18 protein-coding genes are annotated in these 19,331 nt (G+C 71.5%); 12 read left to right on the top strand and 6 right to left on the bottom strand.

Features of this window, described 5'->3' with window-relative positions:
- Positions 1–451: NAD-dependent epimerase/dehydratase family protein (locus ASG04_RS17820; protein ID WP_414835823.1), on the top strand; the 451-nt coding region annotated here is incomplete at its 5' end.
- A 186-nt stretch (positions 452–637) separates the two neighbouring features.
- Here the strand turns inward: ASG04_RS17820 and ASG04_RS07350 are convergent.
- The 3 genes from ASG04_RS07350 to pepN all read right to left on the bottom strand — a co-directional run bounded on the left by ASG04_RS07350 (position 638) and on the right by pepN (position 4,817).
- Positions 638–1,030 carry a globin gene (locus tag ASG04_RS07350; protein WP_056123769.1) on the bottom strand — a complete coding sequence of 131 codons (393 nt, stop codon included), beginning with the start codon at positions 1,028–1,030 and terminating at the stop codon, positions 638–640.
- A gap of 47 nt (positions 1,031–1,077) precedes the next feature.
- Positions 1,078–2,148, bottom strand: a complete 1,071-nt coding sequence (locus tag ASG04_RS07345; RefSeq protein WP_082517875.1) for a mechanosensitive ion channel family protein — start codon at positions 2,146–2,148, stop codon at positions 1,078–1,080.
- An 89-nt stretch (positions 2,149–2,237) separates the two neighbouring features.
- Entirely contained in the window at positions 2,238–4,817 is a 2,580-nt protein-coding gene (gene pepN, locus ASG04_RS07340; RefSeq protein ID WP_056121976.1) for an aminopeptidase N, read from the bottom strand.
- A 123-nt stretch (positions 4,818–4,940) separates the two neighbouring features.
- Between pepN and ASG04_RS07335 the strand changes: the two genes are divergently transcribed.
- Positions 4,941–5,585 (top strand): DsbA family protein, encoded by a 645-nt coding sequence (locus ASG04_RS07335; RefSeq protein WP_321164482.1) that lies wholly within the window; start codon positions 4,941–4,943, stop codon positions 5,583–5,585.
- Positions 5,586–5,626: 41 nt separating this feature from the next.
- Here ASG04_RS07335 and ASG04_RS07330 read toward each other — a convergent pair whose 3' ends face one another.
- Positions 5,627–6,163 carry a GNAT family N-acetyltransferase gene (locus ASG04_RS07330; RefSeq protein WP_156463569.1) on the bottom strand — a complete coding sequence of 179 codons (537 nt, stop codon included), beginning with the start codon at positions 6,161–6,163 and terminating at the stop codon, positions 5,627–5,629.
- On the opposite strand from ASG04_RS07330, the gene ASG04_RS07325 reads away from it, so the two are divergent.
- The 3 genes from ASG04_RS07325 to ASG04_RS07315 are packed head-to-tail and all read left to right on the top strand — an operon-like array spanning position 6,162 to position 8,246.
- Positions 6,162–6,767, top strand: coding sequence for an XRE family transcriptional regulator (locus ASG04_RS07325; protein ID WP_056121970.1), 606 nt, complete (start codon positions 6,162–6,164; stop codon positions 6,765–6,767). The two genes, ASG04_RS07330 and ASG04_RS07325, sit on opposite strands and share 2 nt — an antisense overlap.
- 9 nt (positions 6,768–6,776) lie before the next feature.
- A complete protein-coding gene (locus tag ASG04_RS07320) occupies positions 6,777–7,265 on the top strand; it encodes a ribose-5-phosphate isomerase (RefSeq protein WP_056121968.1) in 489 nt (162 codons plus the stop codon).
- A gap of 51 nt (positions 7,266–7,316) precedes the next feature.
- Positions 7,317–8,246 (top strand): Fpg/Nei family DNA glycosylase, encoded by a 930-nt coding sequence (locus ASG04_RS07315; protein WP_056121967.1) that lies wholly within the window; start codon positions 7,317–7,319, stop codon positions 8,244–8,246.
- Between the two features lie 127 nt (positions 8,247–8,373).
- Here the strand turns inward: ASG04_RS07315 and ASG04_RS07310 are convergent, their stop codons facing one another.
- A complete protein-coding gene (locus ASG04_RS07310; protein WP_056121964.1) occupies positions 8,374–9,843 on the bottom strand; it encodes an amidohydrolase in 1,470 nt (489 codons plus the stop codon).
- A complete protein-coding gene (locus tag ASG04_RS07305) occupies positions 9,840–10,502 on the bottom strand; it encodes an FMN-binding negative transcriptional regulator (protein ID WP_056121962.1) in 663 nt (220 codons plus the stop codon). Before ASG04_RS07305 ends, ASG04_RS07310 begins: the two co-directional genes overlap by 4 nt.
- A 180-nt stretch (positions 10,503–10,682) precedes the next feature.
- Here ASG04_RS07305 and ASG04_RS07300 point away from each other — a divergent pair, with 180 nt between their 5' ends.
- Genes ASG04_RS07300 through ASG04_RS07270 form a run of 7 tightly spaced genes read left to right on the top strand, consistent with a single transcriptional unit; the run spans position 10,683 to position 19,268 of the window.
- Positions 10,683–12,269 (top strand): peptide ABC transporter substrate-binding protein, encoded by a 1,587-nt coding sequence (locus ASG04_RS07300; protein ID WP_056121960.1) that lies wholly within the window; start codon positions 10,683–10,685, stop codon positions 12,267–12,269.
- Positions 12,270–12,276: 7 nt separating this feature from the next.
- Positions 12,277–13,689, top strand: coding sequence for a M14 family zinc carboxypeptidase (locus ASG04_RS07295; RefSeq protein WP_056121959.1), 1,413 nt, complete (start codon positions 12,277–12,279; stop codon positions 13,687–13,689).
- Positions 13,689–14,630 carry an ABC transporter permease gene (locus ASG04_RS07290; protein WP_056121957.1) on the top strand — a complete coding sequence of 314 codons (942 nt, stop codon included), beginning with the start codon at positions 13,689–13,691 and terminating at the stop codon, positions 14,628–14,630. The genes ASG04_RS07295 and ASG04_RS07290 overlap by 1 nt, the downstream gene beginning before the upstream one ends.
- Complete coding sequence (locus tag ASG04_RS07285; protein ID WP_056121954.1) at positions 14,627–15,517, top strand: ABC transporter permease; 891 nt, start codon at positions 14,627–14,629, stop codon at positions 15,515–15,517. The genes ASG04_RS07290 and ASG04_RS07285 overlap by 4 nt, the downstream gene beginning before the upstream one ends.
- Before the next feature lie 47 nt (positions 15,518–15,564).
- Positions 15,565–16,980 carry a serine hydrolase gene (locus tag ASG04_RS07280; protein WP_235515469.1) on the top strand — a complete coding sequence of 472 codons (1,416 nt, stop codon included), beginning with the start codon at positions 15,565–15,567 and terminating at the stop codon, positions 16,978–16,980.
- Positions 16,981–17,040: 60 nt separating this feature from the next.
- On the top strand, positions 17,041–17,607 hold the full coding sequence (locus ASG04_RS07275) for a GbsR/MarR family transcriptional regulator (protein WP_056121952.1): 567 nt from the start codon (positions 17,041–17,043) through the stop codon (positions 17,605–17,607).
- The gene (locus ASG04_RS07270) at positions 17,604–19,268 is read left to right on the top strand and encodes a dipeptide ABC transporter ATP-binding protein (protein WP_082517874.1); all 1,665 of its coding nucleotides are present in this window, start codon (positions 17,604–17,606) and stop codon (positions 19,266–19,268) included. Before ASG04_RS07275 ends, ASG04_RS07270 begins: the two co-directional genes overlap by 4 nt.
- Positions 19,269–19,331 lie beyond the last annotated feature (63 nt).

Genomic DNA, 19,331 nt, shown 5'->3' with positions numbered 1-19,331 from the left:
CGCGGTCCGCGCGAGCGCCGTGCGGACGACGATCGTGGCGCCCGGGATCGTGTACGGCCGCGGCGCGGGGATCCCGACCATGTTCCTCGGGGACGGCGAGCACGAGGTCCTGATGGTCGGCGACGGCTCGCAACGATGGTCGACCGTGCACGTCGACGACCTCGGCGAGCTCTACGTCCTGGCCGTCGAACGGGGAGAGCAGGACGGCTACGTCCTCGCTGCGACGGGGGACAACCCCACCGTCCGCGAACTCGCCGAGGCCGGCGCGCACGGTTCGCCGGTGGTCGCCGAGAGCGTCGACGCTGCGCGGCAGCGGCTCGGGGTGGAGTACGCGGACGCGCTGCTCATGCACCAGGAGTGCTCCGGGGCCCATGCCCGCAGCGCGTACGGGTGGACGCCGACGCGTCCGTCGCTGGTCGACGACCTGGCGACCGGCTCGTACGCGCGCTGACGCACCGCGTTCCCGCCGAGGCACCGCACAGCCGGCGAGACGCCGCCGCCGACGGCGGCGTCTCGCGGACGGAGCGGCGTCTGGTGGACGCGGCGCGCCCTGGGCGCGGCTGCACGACGCACGGGAGGCCCGGTGCCAGCTGGCACCGAGCCTCCCGTCCGTGTCGTGGTGCGTCCAGACCGACGGTCAGTCGAACGTGTTCGTCATGGCGTGCGCGGCCCGGTCGAGGTATCCCCAGAGCTCGGCCTCGTCGAGGGGGGCGAGCTGGAGCGACTCGACGGCGTCGTGCATGTGGTGCAGCCAGCGCTCGCGGGCCTCGGGCGTGATGCGGAACGGGTTGTGCCGCATGCGCAGCCGGGGGTGCCCGCGTTCCTGACTGTAGGTGCCCGGCCCGCCCCAGTACTGCTGCAGGAAGAGCGACAGGCGCGAGATGGCGCCCTCGAGGTCCTCCTGCGGGTACATCGGCCAGATGACGTCATCGGTCTGCACGCCGTCGTAGAAGCGCCGGACGAGTCGGTCGAACGTCGGGGCGCCCCCGATGCGGTCGTACAGTGATCCACTCGCCGCGGCGCCGCCCATCCCGACGCGCAGGGTGATCGGCTGGCCGGGCCCGAGGGGTGTGTCGCTCATCGGTCGTCCTTCCGCGGGTCGGACCGCTGTGTGTCGATGGGCTGACCGTACATGTTCGTCTTCTTGCCGCGTCGCGACGGCGTCGGCGCGGGGGTCGGCTGGGTCTTGACGCTGCGCAACCCGTTGATGGATGTCGCGTTCTCCCAGCCCTCGGGCATGATCATCGCCATCGCGGGGAGCGTCACGCCGAGCTCGTCGACCGCTCGCTTGAGCCGGACCCGGAGTTCGCGCCCGACGACGTCGAGCTCGGACGCGCGGGTCTTGACGACGAGCCGGAAGACCATGCCCGCCTCGGCGACGGACTGCAGGCCCCAGATCTCGGGCTTCTCGACGATCCGCTGTCGCCAGCGGGGTTCCTGGGACATCGTGACGGCTGCGGCGAGCAGGGCGTCCTGCACGGCGTCGATGTCGGTGTCGTAGGGGACCGTGATGTCGACGAGGACCCGCGACCAGCCCTGCGACAGGTTGCCGACACGCAGGATCTGCCCGTTCGGCACGAACCACAGGATGCCGTTCACGTCGCGGATCTGCATCACGCGCAGGCCCACGTTCTCCACGACACCGGTCGCGGGACCCGTGTCGACCACGTCGCCGACGCCGGCCTGGTCCTCGAGGATCATGAACACCCCGGACAGCAGGTCCTTGACGATCGACTGTGCGCCGACCGCGAGCCCGGCGGCGACGAGCGATGCACCACCGACGATGCCGACCGCGGCGTTCGGCAGGACCTGCGGGATGATGATCACCAGGGCGATGATCACCACGATGACGGTCGCCAGGTTCTGCAGGACGCTGCCGAGCGTGCGGGTCCGCTGCACGACGCGGGCGGTCTGGATGGGGGACGCGATGAGCGCCTGGGTGTCAGCGGCGCCCTGGCGCTTCTTGACGTCGTAGACGATCCGGTTGACGACGCCCTTGATGCTGTGCCGGAGCACCAGCCGCAGGACGACCGCGCCGATCAGGGTGAGGACGATGACGATCGGTTCGTGCCACGTGTCGACGAACTGGGTGAAGGTGTTCGACATCCATGCTGGGACGTCGTCGGTCGAGTTCGCAGCCAAGATCATGATCCGGACGATGCTAAACGGCGGGGCCTCGGCGCACCCTGAGGAACGCCGAGACCCCGCCGATCATGCTCTGACCCCGCCGATCAGACTCAGGCGTCCGCGGCCTGGACCCGCAGCGCACGCTCCGTGCCCGCGAGGTTCTCGGTCACGATCCGGCGGAGCGCCGGGGTCTCCGGGTGCGACTCGAGCCACGCGGTCGCGGCGTCGCGGAGCTCGACCGAGGCGAGCGGCGCCGGGTACAGCCCGGTGACGATCGTGTCGGCGATGTGGTAGCTCCGCTCGTCCCAGATCCGGGTGAGGACCTCGAAGTACTTCGGCACGAGCCCTTCGAGCACGACGGGGGAGTTGGCGTGCTGGAAGCCGATCGTCGTCTGGCGCACGATGGCGTTCGGCGCGGTGTCGGTGTCGACCAGCGACGAGAACGCGGCCAGCTTGCCCTCGGCCGTGGGGATCGTCGCACGGGCACGCGCTGCCGCTTGCTCGCCCGACGCCGTGCGGTCCGCGGCGAGTTCGGTGTCGATCTCGGCGTTGCCCGCGGCGCCCGCGAGCACGAGGCCCTCGAGGAGCTCCCACCGCAGATCGGTGTCGATCTCGAGCCCGCTGAGGGTGACGGAGCCGTCACGCAGCCCCGCCAGGGTCGCGACGTGCTCGGGCGTCGACGCGATCTGCGCGAAGAACTTCACGAACTGGAACTGGGCGTCCGAGCCGGCCTCGGCCGACGACGCGAGGTTCCAGAGCGTGTCGCCCACGGTGCGGATCGTCGCGTCGACCTTGGCCGGAGCGACGTAGTTGCGCGCGGTGAGCAGCAGCTGCGAGACCGTCGTGCGGATGGTCGTCGACTCGGTCTCGGTCGCGATGTTGCCGAGCACCAGGCGGACGTAGTCGCTGGCGGGGGACTCGGCGTCGCGCGTGGCGTCCCACATCGCGCCCCACACGATCGAGCGGGCGAGCGGGTTCGCGATCGCGGCGAGGTGCTCGATCGCGGTGCGGCGGGACTGCTCGTCGAGGCGGATCTTGGCGTAGGCCAGGTCGTCGTCGTTGAGCAGCACGAGGTCACCGCGGTGCTGCCCCACGAGCTCCGGCACGTCGGTGCGGGCGCCGTCGACGTCGATCTCGACACGGTGCGTGCGCTCGAGCTTGCCCCCGGCCGAGGCGGTGTCGGCACCGAACGGCGCCGAGGTGTCCTGCTGGAAGGCGTACAGGCCGATCGCGAGCCGGTGCGGACGCAGGGTCGGGTAGTCGGTCGGGGCTTCCTGCAGCACGGCGAACGACGTGATCACGCCGGACTCGTCGGTCTCGATCTCGGGGCGCAGCGTGTTGACGCCGGCGGTCTCGAGCCACAGCTTCGACCACTCGCCGAGCTCACGCCCGCTGGTGGCCTCGAGCTCGACGAGCAGGTCCTTGAGCTCGGTGTTGCCGTGGTGGTGCTTCACGAAGTAGGCCGAGACACCGGCGAAGAACGCGTCGATGCCGACCCACGCCACGAGCTGCTTCAGGACGGAGCCGCCCTTGGCGTAGGTGATGCCGTCGAAGTTGACCTGGACGTCTTCGAGGTCGTTGATCGTCGCGACGATCGGGTGCGTCGAGGGGAGCTGGTCCTGGCGGTAGGCCCAGGACTTCTCCATCGCCTGGAACGTCGTCCAGGCCTCGGTCCACTCGGTGGCTTCGGCCGTGGCGATCGTCGACGCCCACTCGGCGAACGACTCGTTCAGCCACAGGTCGTTCCACCACTTCATGGTGACCAGGTCGCCGAACCACATGTGCGCGAGCTCGTGCAGGATCGTGACGACCCGGCGCTCCTTGATGGCGTCCGTGACCTTGGACCTGAAGACGTAGGTCTCGGTGAAGGTGACCGCGCCGGCGTTCTCCATCGCGCCCGCGTTGAATTCAGGGACGAACAGCTGGTCGTACTTGTCGAAGGGGTACGGGACCGCGAACTTCGACTCGTAGTAGGTGAAGCCCTTGCGCGTGATGTCGAATATGTACTCGGGGTCGAGGTACTCGGCCAGCGACTTGCGCGTGAAGATGCCGAGCGGGATGGTGCGGCCGTCGCTCGAGGTCAGTTCGTCTCGCACGACCTCGTACGGGCCGGCCACGAGCGCGGTGATGTAGCTCGAGATGCGGGTGGTCGGCGGGAACGCCCACGTGGCGATGTCGCCGTCGACGCGGGGCTCGGGCGTGGGGGAGTTCGAGACGACCTGCCACCGCGCCGGTGCGGTGACCGTGAAGGTGAACTCGGCCTTGAGGTCGGGCTGCTCGAACACCGCGAACATGCGGCGGGAGTCGGGGACCTCGAACTGGGAGTACAGGTAGACCTCGTCGTCGACGGGGTCGACGAAGCGGTGCAGGCCTTCGCCGGTGTTCGTGTACAGCGCGTCGGCGACGACGACGAGCTCGTTCTGCTGCTGCAGGTCGGCGAGCTGGATGCGCACGCCGTCGTTCACCGCGGCGACGTCGAGCGCGGTGCCGTTCAGCTCGACGGAGTGCACGGTCTTCGTGATCGCGTCGATGAACGTGGACGCGCCGGGTGTCGCGGTGAAGCGGACCCGCGTGGTGCTGCCGAAGGTCTCGGCGCCACGGGTCAGGTCGAGCTCGACCTGGTACGACTGCACGTCGACGATCGCGGCGCGTTCCTGGGCTTCGGTTCTGGTGAGGTTCTCTCCGGGCACGGACGCTCCAACTTCGTTGCGGGCGCGGACGATCGATGTCCACGCGTCGGTCGTCCCACGCGGCGTCGTGCACCGTCAGGACGTGTGGGATCCAGCCTAGCGAGCACGCGTACGCTCGCATCCGTGACCGACACGACTGTGGACAACGCGACCTCGACGACGACCCCTGTGGAGTTCTGGTTCGACCCGAACTGCCCGTGGGCCTGGATGACCAGCCGCTGGGTGGAGGAGGTCGAACGACACCGCGACCTCGCCGTGACCTGGAAGGTGATGAGCCTGTTCGTCCTGAACGAGGACCAGGACGTCCCGCCCGAGTACCAGGAGCGGCTCGCAGCCGGGCAGGTCTACCCGCGCCTGGTCACGGCCGCGCGGCTGCGTCTGGGCGACGCGATCGTGAAGCCCCTGTACGACGCGCTCGGCGAGCACATCCACCACCGTCAGGAGCACGACCCGACCCAGGTCGTCCCCGCCGTGCTCGCGGAGCTCGGCCTCGACGCCGACCTCGCCGAGTACGCCTGGACGGACGAGGTCGACGCCGCCACCCGCGAGAGCCACCGCGACGGCATCGAGCGCGTCGGCCAGGACGTCGGCACCCCCGTGATCGCCGTCGAGGGCACCGCCTTCTTCGGGCCCGTCATCTCCCCGGCGCCGAAGGGCCAGCAGGCACTCGACCTCTGGGACGGCGTGGTCGCCGCGGCCCGGTACCCGGGTTTCTTCGAGCTGAAGCGCTCGCGGACGGTCGGACCGGTCTTCGACACGACCAACTGACGGGAGGCCCGGCTCGGCCCCGCCGTCGCGATCCGCGTCCGTCAGGACAGCGGCAGGCGCATCAGGGTGAGGTCGAGCCACCGGTCGAACTTGCGTCCGACCTCGGGCAACACGGCCACGACCTCGAACCCGAGGCGCTCGTGCAGGGCGATCGAGCCGGTGTTCTCGCTGCAGATGGCGGCCATCACCACGTGCACGTCGTGCTGGCGGGCGTGTGCCACGAGCGCGCGCATCAGCGTCGACGCGATGCCACGTCCGCGGTGCCCGGGCAGCACGTAGACACTGTGTTCGACGGTGTGCCGGTACCCGGGGCGCGGACGGAACGGGCCGTACGTCACGTACCCGGCGACGACGCCGTCCACCTCGGCGACGAGCACCGGGAACCCGTCGGCACGGCGCTGGGCGAACCACGTGTCGAACCACTCGCGGCTCTCGGGCTGGTCCTGCCACACCGCCGTCGTGTGCAGGGTGGCGTCGACGTGCAGCGCGTGGACGACGTCGAGGTCGCGGCGTTCGCAGTCCCGGACCGTCACGCCCGACGCGGGTGGGGGTCCGTTCGTCGCATATGCTGTCGCCATGTCTCAGATCGTAGACGACGACCGGCTCCTCGGCGAACGGCTGCAGCACCTCCGCACCGAGCGACGCTGGAGCCTGACCGAGCTCGCCGAGGAGTCCGGCGTCTCCCGCGCGATGATCAACCGCGTCGAACGCGGGGTGTCGAGCCCGACGGCGACGATCCTCGGCCGGCTGTCGGGAGCGTTCGGGATGACGATCTCGCAGCTGCTCGACGAGGGGGCGGCCGGGCATCGTCCGGAGTCGGGCAGCCCCGACGACGCGACCGGCGTGCAGCGCGGGGCGACCGCCGACCACTGGACGGACCCGGACACCGGGTACCGACGCCGTCCCGTGTCGAGCGCGGACTTCCCCGTCGACGTGACCGAGGTGGTCCTCCCGGCCGGAGCGCACGTGACGTACCCGGCGTCGGCCTACGCGTTCCTGCGCCACTGCATCTGGGTGGTCGACGGCGAGCTCGGACTCGTCGTCGGCGACGAGCCGGTGCGGCTCGCCGCGGGCGACCGGATGGAGCTCGGCGACCCCGCCGAGGTGACCTACCGGAACGACTCGGCCGACCCCTGCCGGTACGTCGTGGTCGTGGCCAGGGGCGTGCGCGGCCGGGAATAGGATCGGGACATGCGCATCCACCTCGGAACGGACCACGCCGGCCTCGAGTTCAGCAAGACCCTCGCGTCGCACCTGACCGACGCCGGACACCAGGTCATCGACCACGGCCCGACCGAGTACGACGCGCTCGACGACTACCCCTCGTTCTGCATCAACGCCGCACACGCCGTCGTCGAGGACCAGCGCGCGGGCGTCCAGGCGCTCGGCGTCGTCTTCGGCGGTTCCGGCAACGGCGAGCAGATCGCGGCGAACAAGGTCGAGGGCGTCCGCGCCGCCCTGGTGTGGAACGAGTCGACCGCGCTGCTGGCCCGCCAGCACAACGACGCGAACGTCATCTCGCTCGGCGCGCGCCAGCACACCGAGGCCGAGGTGATCGACTTCGTCGACCTGTTCATCAACGAGCCCTTCTCCGGTGAGGAACGCCACGCGCGCCGCATCGCGCAGCTCGCCGAGTACGAGCAGACCGGCACCATCGCCGGCAAGCAGGTCGACGCGTAGCCGACCGTCGGGGGACACCGACCGTCAGCGGCACCGGGTAGAACGGGTCGCATGCCCGAGGGTCACTCCGTCCACAGGATCGCCAACCAGTTCACCCGGCACTTCGTCGGCAAACGCTGCGAGGTGTCCAGCCCGCAAGGGCGCTTCGCCGAGGGTGCCGCACAGCTCGACGGCAAGCGCATGGTCGCGTCACGGGCGGTGGGCAAGCAGCTGTTCCTCGAGTTCGAGGACGACCTGTTCCTGCGCGTGCACCTGGGGCTGTACGGCGCGTGGGACTTCGCCGGCGTGATCTCGACCTCCGAGGCGCTGTCGGACGACGACGACCGCGAGGAGTCGCTGGCCTCGATCGGCGCACCACGGCTCGCCCGGTACCGGATGGCCGAGCAGGAGAAGTCCGAGGACCCGATCGAGGCGTTCCCGCCGGACCCCGTCGGACAGGTGCGCGTCCGTCTGCTGACCGAGGACACCGTCGGCGACCTGCGTGGCCCCACCGCCTGCGTGGTCGAGGATGCCGCCGGGGTGCAGCGCGCGCTCGACAAGCTCGGCCCCGACCCCGTCAACGACGACGGCCCCGAGGCCGAGAAGGTCTTCGTCGACAACGTCCGGAAGCGCAACGTCGCGATCGGCCAGCTGCTGATGGACCAGGCCGTGGTGAGCGGCATCGGCAACATCTACCGTGCCGAACTGCTGTTCCGCCAGCGCCTCGACCCCTACAAGGTCGGCAAGAAGGTCACCGTCAAGCAGGCCAAGGCACTCTGGGCCGACTGGTCGAAGCTGCTGCACGACGGGGTGCGCGACGGGCTGATGATGACGATGGACGGGCTGTCCGACACCGACCGCAAGAAGGCGCTGCGCTCCCGCAAGGACCGGCACTGGGTGTACCACCGTCAGGGCGAGCCCTGCCGGGTGTGCGGCACCGAGATCCGGATGGCGGACATGGCCGGCCGCAAGCTCTACTGGTGCCCGAAGGACCAGAAGTAGGGCACAACGATGCCGGCGAGACGCCGCCGAGTCGTTGAGACGCCGCGTCGCGGGGCGGCGTCTCGGACGCTGGTCGGCGTCTCGGACGCAGGGCGGCGTCTCGACCGCGCCCGCACCGCGCGCTTCGTCACCGGTCGCGGTGCGTCCACCGCCCGGCGACCGCCGTCGCGAGCACGGGCATGGTCCGCAGCGCCGTCGACGACACCGTCAGCGGATCGGACCCCACGAGCACCAGGTCCGCCACGTCCCCGACGGCCACGCCCACCCGTCCGTCGGTCGAGCCCGTCCACGCGGTCAGCGCCGACAGCCGCTCCGACGGGTGCCACGGCTCGCGGCCGTCGCGGTCCCGCCCGACGGCCGCGGCGAGCGACACCCACGGGTCGAGCGGCGCCACCGGAGCGTCCGACCCGAGCAGCACGCGGGCACCGGCGCGGGCCAGCGACGCGAACGCGAACGCCCGGTCGGTGACACCCGCCCAGTGGTGGTCCGCGATGTCCCGATCGTCCATCGCGTGCTCGGGCTGCACCGACGCGGCGACCCCGAGCCGGGCGAACCGCGCCAGGTCGGCGTCCGCCAGCAGCTGCGCGTGCTCGATCGTGCCGCGGGCCCCGACCGCCTCGAAGACGTCGAGGGCGAGGGCGTTCGCGCGGTCGCCGATGGCGTGGACCGCTGGGACGAGCCCGGCGTCGACGGCTCGGCGGGTGATCGCCACGAGGTCGTCGAACGACCACGCGAGCACCCCCGACCCGTCGGCGAGCGCCGCTGTCCTGGTGCCGAGCGAGCCGTCGGTGATGACCTTGAACGGCCCCATGGTCAGCAGGCCCCTGGTGCCCTCGACGACGTCGCCGGTCCGCAGCCCCCGGGCGATCGCGGTGTCGAGGTCGGCCGCGTAGACGCCGGACGACACGCGCAGCGCATCGGTGCCGCCGCGGATCCGCCGGGTCCACCGGTCGAGCCCGAAGCGCATCTCGAGGTCGACGACCCGGGTGACGCCCCGTGCGGCCGCGGCCTCGGCGGCGTCGGCGACCCAGCCGTCCAGGACCTCGTCCGGCACCTGGGACAGTGCCCCGGTGACGTCGAAGGCGTCCTGCTCGCGCAGGACCCCGTCCTCGCCCGCCACCAACGGACGTCCGAGCACGGCGCCGAAGTGGCTGAGCGCGAGGGCGTTGCACCACACGGCGTGTAGGTCCGCGCTCACGACGACGACCGGGAGGCCCGGTGCGGCCCGGTCGAGCAGCTCGCGGCTGGCAGGGCGGGGCCACATCCCGTCGCGGTACCCGTGGCCGATGAGCACGCGGTCCGCGACGCCGGTCCGTGCCACCGCGGCGAGCAGGTCGGCGGTCGCCTCGGCGGAGTCCGCCACCGAGACGTCGACACGTCGACGCACGAGCGCCCACTGGTCGAAGTGGGTGTGGTGGTCGACGAGCCCGGGGCCGAGCCAGGCGCCGTCCGCCTGCAGCACGTCGGTGTCGGTGCTCGTGGCGTCGAGGGTGCCGGCGGGGGCGACCGCGGTCACCACGCCGTCGGTGACCCGGACGTCGGCGGGTGCGCCGGAGGTGCCCACCCGGCGGACCGTGCGGAGCAGGACCTCGCTCACTCGGCCTCCCGTCCGCCCTGGTCGTCACCGGCGGCGGACCGGACCCGCTCGATCTCGTCGGCGAGTGCCGGCGAGGCGTAGGGGCCGTCGCCGCGGAGTCCGGCGACGATGTCGTCGACGACCCCCGGGGCCTTGTTCTGGGAGAGCTTCGCGCGGGCGTCGAAGCGGGTGACGCGGATGCGGATGCCCACGGTCCCCTTCGCCATCCGCCGAGCGGTGTCCTCGTCGACGTCGAGCGAGACCGGGTCGGGCATGACCCGCTCGAAGTGGTCGACGAGCTCGCCGAGGACTCGGAAGTTCTCGTCGTCGGACAGGATCTCGGGCGTGCCCCAGAGGTGTGCCGTGACGTGGTTCCAGGTGGGCACGAACTGGTCGACCGGGTACCACGCGGGGGAGACGTACCCGTGTGGGCCCTGCACGATGACGAGGACCTCGTGCTGCCCGAGTTCGTGCGCGACCTCGTCGGGCCGGCCGACGTGCGAGACGAGCACGAGCTGGTCGGGGTCCTCGCCGGGAGCGGGCTCCTCGAGCAGGAACGGGTAGTGCGAAGCCACGATCCCGTCGTCCGTGTGGGACACGATCGTCGCCCACGGGTTGCCCCGGACGAGGCGCCGCACCTCGTCGACGTCGGTCATCAGGAAGTGTGGGGAGTGCCGCATGTCCGCCAGCGTGGCACAGCGGGGTGTCTCGGCGCGACGGGCGTCGTTTCCCCGGTGTTTCCGGGTCGTAAAAGTTTCAGAGGCAATTGAAAGAAGTCTTGTGGTCGGGATTCGAGGACGCCTAGCTTTCGACGACGACGGCCGGGCAGTGGACCGGGCCGCACCGATCGAGGAGCACTCATGCGACGCAGGACGATCGCCGCGCTGGCCGCGGCGGCAACGGTGGCACTCGTGGCGACCGGCTGCTCGGCGGGCGGCACCGCCGACACCGCCACCGACGCGAGCCTGGTCTACGCCACGGGCGAGCCGGACCACCTGACCCCCGGACGGCAGACGGTGGCCTTCGACCAGGTGCAGAGCCTCTTCGCGCCGCTGACCGCGACCGATGCGAAGGGGGAGCTCCACGACGTCGCCGCGAAGAGCGTGGAGAGCGACGACGCCACCACGTGGACGATCACGCTGCGCGACGGGTGGGAGTTCCAGAACGGCGAGGCGGTCACGCCGAAGAGCTACGTGACGGCCTGGAACCACGTCGCCTACGGTCCGAACGCCTGGGAGAACAGCGGGCAGCTCGCCGCGATCGTCGGCTACTCGGACCTCAACCCGGCGAAGGGCACCCCGACCACCAAGGAGATGTCCGGGCTCAAGGTGACGGGCAAGGACACCTTCACCGTGACGCTGACCCACGCGGACAGCCAGTTCCCGCTCCAGCTCAGCCAGGCGCAGACCGCGTTCTACCCGATGCCCTCGGCGGCGTACGACGACCTGAAGGCGTACGACCGGAAGCCGATCGGCAACGGCCCGTACGAGATGACGAAGGCCTGGAAGGCGAACCAGGAGTTCACCGTCACGGCGTGGAAGGGCTACGAGGGCACGAAGCCGAAGACCCCGAACGTCACCTTCCGCAGCTACGCGGACATGAACACCGCCTACACCGACGTGCTGGCCGGGAACGCCGACGTGCTCTTCCTGCCGACCGACAAGATGACGAGCGCGAAGAGCGACTTTGGGGACCGCCTGCACTCGTTCGAGGCACCCGGCATCGACTACCTCGGCTTCCCGCTGTGGGACGAGCGGTACGCGAACCCCGACGTCCGCCGCGCGATCTCGATGTCGATCGACCGCGACCAGGTGAACAAGGCCATCTACGGCGGCCTGTACGAGCCCGCGACCGCGCTCACCCCGCCGTCGATGTCCGGCACGAAGGAGGGCATCTGCGGCGACGCCTGCGAGTTCGACCCGTCTGCGGCCAAGCAGCTCCTGGCGAAGGCCGGTGGCTTCGACGGCAGCATGACCCTCGTGTACCCGGGCGGCAACGGCCTCGACTCGCTGTACCAGGCGTACGCCAACCAGATCCGTCAGAACCTCGGGGTCGACGCCGAGGCGAAGGCCACCACCGACTGGGCCTCGTACTACTCCGAGCTCACCGACAAGAAGGTCGCCGGCCCGCACTTCGGGCACTGGGGTGCGCTCTACATCAGCCAGCAGAACACCCTGCGGGCCCTGTTCACCACGGCCGGCGGCTGCGCTCCGTGCACCGGGTACTACCAGGACGACACCGTCGACTCCCTGCTCGCGAAGGCGGACTCGGCAGGTTCGCAGTCCGAGGCGAACGCGTTCTACACGCAGACGCAGCAAGCGGTCCTCGAGGACTTCCCGATCGTGCCGACCTTCTTCGACAAGTACTCGTACGTCACGAGCGACAAGATCGCGTCGCTCCCCGCCGTGGCCGGCAGCCCGGTCATCGGCCAGATCACCGTGAAGTAGGGCGGCGATGGACACCGACACCATCCTCCGACTGGTACGCGAGGTCCCGGACCACGACGGCTTCCCGCTCGTCGACGACCTGCACGCCCGGTTCGACGTGCTCGCCGCGGCCCACCCGGACCGGGTCACCGTGACCCGCATCGGCACCAGCCGGCTTGGCGAACCGCTCAACGCCTACCGCATCGGCTCGGGCTCGCACGCGGCGGTCGTCGTCGGCGGGGTGCACCCGAACGAACCGATCGGCTCGTGGACGGCGCTGCACCTCGCCGAGACGATGCTCGGCGACGACCCGGCAGTGCGCGACCTCGACGTCACCTGGCACATCGTCCCGACGATCGACCCGGACGGCATGCGGCTGAACGAGGCCTGGTTCCACGACCCGCACGACCGGGTCTTCTACTCGCGGCACTTCTACCGGCCGGCTCCGGACAGCCAGGTGGAGTGGACGTTCCCGAACAGCTACAAGTCGGTGTACTTCGACCAGGTGCTCCCCGAGACGCTCGCGTTCATGCGGCTCATCGACGACACCGAACCGGACCTGCTCGTGAGCCTGCACAACGGCGAGATGGGCGGGGTCTACTACTACCTGTCCGAGGACCTGCCCGACGTCATCGACGTGCTGCACGCGGTGCCGGCCGCGCTCGGGCTGCCGCTCGACACCGGGGAGCCCGAGGCGCCGTACCTGCGCGAGCTCGCACCGGCGGTGTTCGCCATGGACGGGACCGAGCAGGCGTACGACTGGCTCGAGGAGCTCGGCGTCGACCCGGGGGAGCACATCCACGGGGCGTCGAGCGCGGCGTGGGCCCTCCGGCACGGTGCCCTGTGCATGGTCGCGGAGCTGCCGTACTGGAGCCACCCGGACGCCGACGACCAGACCCCGACGGACGAGTCGTACGCCGACCTGCTGCGCCGGTGCGCCGACGAGCTCGGCCGCTCGGGCGTCGAGCTGCAGGAGGTCCTCGACCAGGCATCGCCGATGCTCACGATCGACACGCCCTTCCTCGAGGGCTCCCGCGCGTTCATCCCGATGCTCGCCGCGACGCCGGAGACCGACCGTGCCCGGGCCGACCGGGAGCCCGCCGACCGGATGGCGACCGTCGCCGAACGCTTCGGCTGCGAGGACCTCGTCCGGTGCTTCCGGCTCCGCTACGGCGGCATGCTGCTCCGGGCGCTCGAGGCGGAGACGACCGCCGGCACGGCGTCCGCGCCGCTCCGGCGACTCCGCGACCGGCTGGCGGAGCGGTACGCGCTCTGGCAGGCCGACGCGGTGACCGAGGCCGCACCGATCCCGGTGCGCAAGCTGGTGGGGGTGCAGTACGGGGCGATCCTCGCCTGCGCGAGCCACGTGAGCGACGCGACCACGGCCTCCAGTACGTCCGGCCCGGCACTGGCCGGGTCCACCCGTCCGGGAGGCTCGTGATGCGTCCGACGCTCGCCGTCGGTCGACGACTCGGCGGCCTGGTCGTCGTCTTCCTCGGGGTGACCTTCCTGATCTACGCGATGACGTTCGCGCTGCCGGGCGACCCGATCCGGGCGCTCGGCGGCGACCGGCCGCTCAGCGAGTCCGTCGTCCGGGCACTGCGCGCGGAGTACCACCTCGACCAGCCGCTCTGGCTGCAGTACGTGCAGTACGTCGGCGGGCTCTTCCGCGGGGACTTCGGCACCGACTTCACCGGGCAGTCCGTCGGCGCGCAGATGGCCTCGCGGTGGCCCGTCACGATCACGCTCGCGCTGACCGCGTGGGCGCTCGAGATCGTGCTCGGCATCGGGCTCGGCGTGCTCTCAGCGCTCAAGCGCGGCACCGTGCTCGACAAGACCGTGCTCGTCGGCACCATCGTCGTCGGCGCGGTCCCGGTGTTCGTGCTCGGCGTCGCCCTGCAGCTCGTGTTCTCGGTGCGGCTGCACTGGTTCCCGGTCGCCGGCTCGACGGCGGGCTGGCCGACGGCCTACGTCCTGCCCGCGTTCGTCATCGCGCTGTTCGGGCTCGCCGCGGTGTCCCGCCTGACCCGGACCTCGATGATCGAGACGCTCGACGCCGACTACGTCCGCACCGCCCGCGCGAAGGGGCTCACGCCCGGCCGCGTGGTCGGCGTGCACGTGATGCGGAACTCGCTCATCCCCACGGCCACCTACCTGGCGACCGACCTCGGGTACCTGATGGGCGGTACCGTCATCATCGAGGGCATCTTCAACCTGCCCGGCGTCGGCAACCTGCTGTTCCAGGGCATCCGCTCGCACGAGGGCGCCGTCGTCGTCGGGATCTCGACCGCCCTCATCCTGGTGTTCCTCGTCACGAGCGTGCTCGTCGACCTGCTGCACGCCGCCCTCGACCCACGCGTCCGATCGGGAGCCGCCGCATGACCACCGCCGCCATCGGCGCCACCGTCGAACCCGTCATCGCCGGACGTCGTCGCCCGCTCCTCGCCGCCGCGCGCACCCCCGGGTTCTGGGTGCCGGCCACCGTGCTCATGGTCATCCTGGCGATCGCCGCGTTCCCGCAGCTCTTCGCCGGCCTGTTCGGCCACGGCGACCCCCGGGTGTGCGACCTCGGCCGCAGCGGGGACGGCGCCGCCGCCGGGCACCCGTTCGGGTTCGACCTGCAGGGCTGCGACGTCTACGCGAACGTGGTCTGGGGCACGCGTTCGTCGATCGCCGTCGCGGTGCTCACCACCGTGCTCGCGGGGATGGTCGCACTCGTGGTCGGGACGCTCGCGGGGATGGTCGGCGGCTGGGTCGACGCCGTGCTCGCCCGGCTCACCGACGTGTTCCTCGGCTTCCCGTTCCTGCTCGGCGCCGTCGTGGTGCTCAACAGCGTCGGGGAGCGCTCGGTGCTGACCGTCTCGCTCGTCCTCGCGCTGTTCGGCTGGCCGACGATGGCGCGGCTCGTCCGCTCGAGCGTGCGCGGGGTCCGGAACGCCGAGTTCGTCCTGGCCGCCCGCACGATGGGGCTCTCGACCTGGCGGATCACGACCCGCTACGTGCTGCCGTCGTCGATCTCGCCGCTGCTCGTCCTCGCGACGATCACCGTCGGCGGCGTGATCGTGTCGGAGTCGTCGTTGACGTACCTGGGCATCGGACTCGAGAGCCCGGCGATCTCGTGGGGACTGCAGCTCTCCGCCGCCACCTCGCAGTTCCTGCGGGCCCCGCACATGCTCATCGCACCGGCGGCGTTCCTCGCCGTCACGGTGCTCGCGGTCATCGCGCTCGGCGACACCCTGCGGGCCGCACTCGACCCGCGCCGCCGCTGACACCAGACTCGACCCCACCGCACCACCGCTCTCCTGGAAGGAACACCGTGACCGACACCGAGGCCACGCGCGACGCGTACCGCACGACCCTGCCCACCATCCGCGACTGGGTCGCCTACAAGGTCTGGCAGCTCCGCGTGCCGGGCGTGCAGGTCGCGATCGGGTACCGCGGCGAGGAGCTGTTCTCCGAGGCCTGGGGCCACGCCGACGTCGAGGCCGGCCGACGCCTGACCACGACCGACCTGTTCCGGATCGCCTCGCACTCGAAGACCTTCACCGCGACCGCGTTGCTGCTGCTCGCCGAGCGTGGGGTGCTGCGCCTCGACGACACCGTCGGGACGTACGTGCCCGCCCTGGTCGAGGGCGGCTCGCCGATCGCGGACGCCACGGTCCGGGAGCTCATGGAGATGGGCGCCGGTGTGATCCGCGACGGCCACGACGGCGACTACTGGTCCCTCGCGCGGCCGTTCCCGGACGAGGACGAACTGCTGGCGCTCGTCCTCGACCGCGGGCAGAAGGTGCCGACGGGATCCTCGTTCAACTACTCGAACCTCGGGTACTCGCTCCTCGGGCTCGTCATCGCCGCGGCCTCCGGACGGAGCTACAACGACTTCGTCCGCCAGGAGATCGTCGAGCCGCTCGGCCTGCGGAACACCGGCCCGGACTGGGACCCGTCGCGCGAGGACGACTTCGTGGTGGGGTACTCCGGCTTCCACGTCGCACGGCACCGGCAGCGCATCGCCCACGTCGACACCCGGGCGATGGCCGCAGCGACCGGCTTCCACGGCACCGCGTCCGACCTGGTCCGGTACTTCTCCGCCCACGTCCTCGGCCAGGGGGACCTGCTGAGCGACCACTCCAAGCGCCTGGCGCAGCGGAAGTCGTGGAGCGCCACCGACGAGGACCCGGCGGCCCGGGGCTACGGCGCGGGCTTCATCGTCGACCGTATCGGCGGCCGCGAGGTCCGCGGCCACTCCGGCGGTTTCCCCGGGCACATCACGCAGTCGCTGTTCGACCCCGAGTCCGGGCTCGTCGTGTCCGTGATGACGAGCGCCGCCGCAGGCCCGGCGACGCTCCTGGCGACCGGCATCATCCACCTGCTCGACGCGGCGGCCGACACCGGTGCGCCCGGCGCCGTCGTGACCGCCGACCAGGCCGCGCGCTTCACGGGCCGCTACGCCAACCCCTGGGGCATCACCGACATCGCCCGGGTCGGCGACCGGCTGCTCGCGATCGACCCGTCCGGCCCCGACCCGATGGAGTCGCCCACGCGGCTCGAGGTCGTCGACCAGGACACGCTCCGGATGACCCACGGCAACCGCTTCGGCTCCGTCGACGAGGACATCGTGTTCACCCGCGACGCCGACGACACCGTCACCGGCATCCGCGGCAGCGGCGGCATGAGCGAGGAGCCGTGGGCGATCCCCGACGAGGCTCCGGAGGTCGCGGCCGGGCTCGCATAGCCTGGCGCGGACCACGGATGGTCCCGCCTGGCGCGGACCACGGATCGACGAGGAGACACCATGACCGAGCAGCAGCAGACCGTCACGACCGACGACCGCGTCCTGGACCCGGTGCGCCAGGCGTTCGTCGAGGAGTTCGCGCTGATGCTCGGCGACGGCGCGGGCATGCCCCTCACGGACGCCCGGGTGCTCGGCTACCTCATCATGACCCGCGCCCCGTACTCGTCGTCCGCGGACCTGCAGGCGGCGCTCGGTGCGAGCTCGGGGTCGGTGTCGATGGCCACGAGGCGCCTCGTCGACTCCGGGTTCGTCAAGCGGCACACGGTGCCGGGGGAGCGCAGCCACTACTTCCGCGCCGAGACCGACGTGTGGGGGAGCTGGCTCGCGAGCGAGCGGAAGTACCTCGACCGGCAGCGGGACGTGATCGCCCGCGGGCTCGCCGTCGTGGAGCAGGACGGCCGGACCGCTGCCGGCGACGTGGACGCCCCCGTCCGCGAGCGCCTGCGCAACGGCCGCGACTACATGCAGTGGCTGCACGGCCACCACCGGAAGATGCTCGAGGACTGGGAGGCGTTCAAGGCCGCCCGGGACACGGGCGACGACGCACCAGGAACGGGATCCCCTTGAGCACGCAGCACGACCACGTCCTCGTCGTCGACCACCTCACCGTCACCTTCGACGTTGAGGGCGAGGTGGTCTGCGCCGTCGACGACGCGTCCTTCTCGGTCGGCCGCGGTGAGGTCGTCGCAGTCGTCGGGGAGTCCGGCTCCGGCAAGAGCATGACGGCGATGACCGCGATGGGCATCGCCCCCGAGGGTGCCGTCACCACCGGGTCGATCCACCTGGGCGGTGTCGACGTCCTGCACGACGGCGACCAGCACCTCCGGGCGGCCCGCGGACGCAGCGTCTCGATGGTCTTCCAGGACCCCTCCGCCGCCCTCAACCCCGTGTTCACGATCGGGTTCCAGCTGGCCGAGGCCGTCCGCCGAGCCGGTGCCACGACGGACCGGGCGGCGGTCCGTGACCGCGCGCTGGAGCTCCTGCGCGCGGTCGAGGTGCCGGAGCCCGAGCGCCGCCTGCGGCAGTACCCCCACGAGCTCTCCGGCGGCCAGTGCCAGCGGGTGATGATCGCGATGGCGCTCGCCGCCGACCCGGACCTGCTCATCGCGGACGAGCCCACGACGGCGCTCGACGTCACCGTCCAGGCCGAGGTGCTCGACGTGCTGCGAGCGCTCCGGGAGCGCACCGGCACCGCGATCCTGCTCATCACGCACGACATGGGCGTGGTCGCCGACATCGCCGACCGCGTCGTCGTCATGCGTCGCGGTCAGGTCGTCGAGTCCGGCACCGCGGCGGAGGTCTTCGGGGCTCCGTCCGCCGGGTACACGCGGGAGCTGCTGGCCGCCGTCCCGCGCATGGCGCTGGGCACCGGTCAGGAGGCCCGGCTCGACCCCGCCGCGCCGGCCCAGCCCGTCGCCCTCGACGTCCGTCAGCTCGTGGTCGAGTACGGCGGAGCGCTGCGTGGCCGCTTCCGCGCCGTCGACGACGTGTCGTTCACCGTGCACCGCGGGGAGATCGTCGGGCTGGTCGGGGAGTCCGGCAGCGGCAAGACCACGATCGGTCGGGCCGCGGTCGGCCTCGCGCCGATCACCTCCGGGTCGGTCTCCGTCGACGGGACCGACCTCGCCGGCGCCGGCCGCGCGGAGCGGCGGAGCATGCGGCGGCGGGTTGGCGTGGTGTTCCAGAACCCGCTGCGGTCCCTGAACCCGCGCTACACGGTGGGGCAAACGGTCGCGGAGCCCCTGCGGCAGATCCTCCGCCTGTCGGCCGCCGACACCGAGGACCGGGTCGAGCGGCTGCTGGCGGACGTCGGGCTCGACGGCGGCTTCCGGGAGCGCTTCCCCCACGAGCTCTCCGGCGGCCAGCGGCAGCGCGTCGCGATCGCCCGCGCCGTCGCCCTCGACCCGGCGCTGCTCATCGCGGACGAACCCACGAGTGCCCTCGACGTGTCGGTGCAGGCCCGCGTGCTCGACGTCTTCCGCGAACTCCAGGAGCGCCTGGGCTTCGCGTGCCTGTTCGTGACGCACGACCTGGCCGTCGTGGACACGCTGTGTGACCGCGTCGTCGTGCTGCACCGGGGCCGGGTCGTGGAGCACGGGTCGTGCGACGCGATCCTGCGCGCACCCACGGACCCGTACACCCGGCGGCTCGTCCAGGCCGCGCCGGTCCCCGACCCCGAGGAACAGGCCGTCCGCCGCGCCGCTCGACTCGCCTCCCTCGCTTCCTGACCCAGGCTTCCTGGCCCCTCCCGATCCGACCTGACCCGACCTGACTCACGCCGCCCGCCCCGC

It is taken from the genome of Curtobacterium sp. Leaf183, from assembly GCF_001424385.1.
GTDB lineage: Bacteria > Actinomycetota > Actinomycetes > Actinomycetales > Microbacteriaceae > Curtobacterium.
Note: the sequence above shows the minus strand (reverse complement) of the source record. Positions and strands in the feature narration are given on the sequence as shown.

Bases quoted from the DNA above. Each gene is read 5' to 3' on its own strand.
- ASG04_RS07300 (WP_056121960.1), top strand. From the start codon at position 10,683: ATGCGACGCAGGACGATCGCCGCGCTGGCCGCGGCGGCAACGGTGGCA.
- ASG04_RS07330 (WP_156463569.1), bottom strand. From the start codon at position 6,163: ATGGCGACAGCATATGCGACGAACGGACCCCCACCCGCGTCGGGCGTG.
- ASG04_RS07320 (WP_056121968.1), top strand. From the start codon at position 6,777: ATGCGCATCCACCTCGGAACGGACCACGCCGGCCTCGAGTTCAGCAAG.
- ASG04_RS07350 (WP_056123769.1), bottom strand. From the start codon at position 1,030: ATGGGCGGCGCCGCGGCGAGTGGATCACTGTACGACCGCATCGGGGGC.
- ASG04_RS07315 (WP_056121967.1), top strand. From the start codon at position 7,317: ATGCCCGAGGGTCACTCCGTCCACAGGATCGCCAACCAGTTCACCCGG.
- ASG04_RS07275 (WP_056121952.1), top strand. From the start codon at position 17,041: ATGACCGAGCAGCAGCAGACCGTCACGACCGACGACCGCGTCCTGGAC.
- ASG04_RS07290 (WP_056121957.1), top strand. From the start codon at position 13,689: ATGCGTCCGACGCTCGCCGTCGGTCGACGACTCGGCGGCCTGGTCGTC.
- ASG04_RS07325 (WP_056121970.1), top strand. From the start codon at position 6,162: ATGTCTCAGATCGTAGACGACGACCGGCTCCTCGGCGAACGGCTGCAG.
- ASG04_RS07285 (WP_056121954.1), top strand. From the start codon at position 14,627: ATGACCACCGCCGCCATCGGCGCCACCGTCGAACCCGTCATCGCCGGA.
- ASG04_RS07345 (WP_082517875.1), bottom strand. From the start codon at position 2,148: ATGATCTTGGCTGCGAACTCGACCGACGACGTCCCAGCATGGATGTCG.
- ASG04_RS07295 (WP_056121959.1), top strand. From the start codon at position 12,277: ATGGACACCGACACCATCCTCCGACTGGTACGCGAGGTCCCGGACCAC.
- ASG04_RS07305 (WP_056121962.1), bottom strand. From the start codon at position 10,502: ATGCGGCACTCCCCACACTTCCTGATGACCGACGTCGACGAGGTGCGG.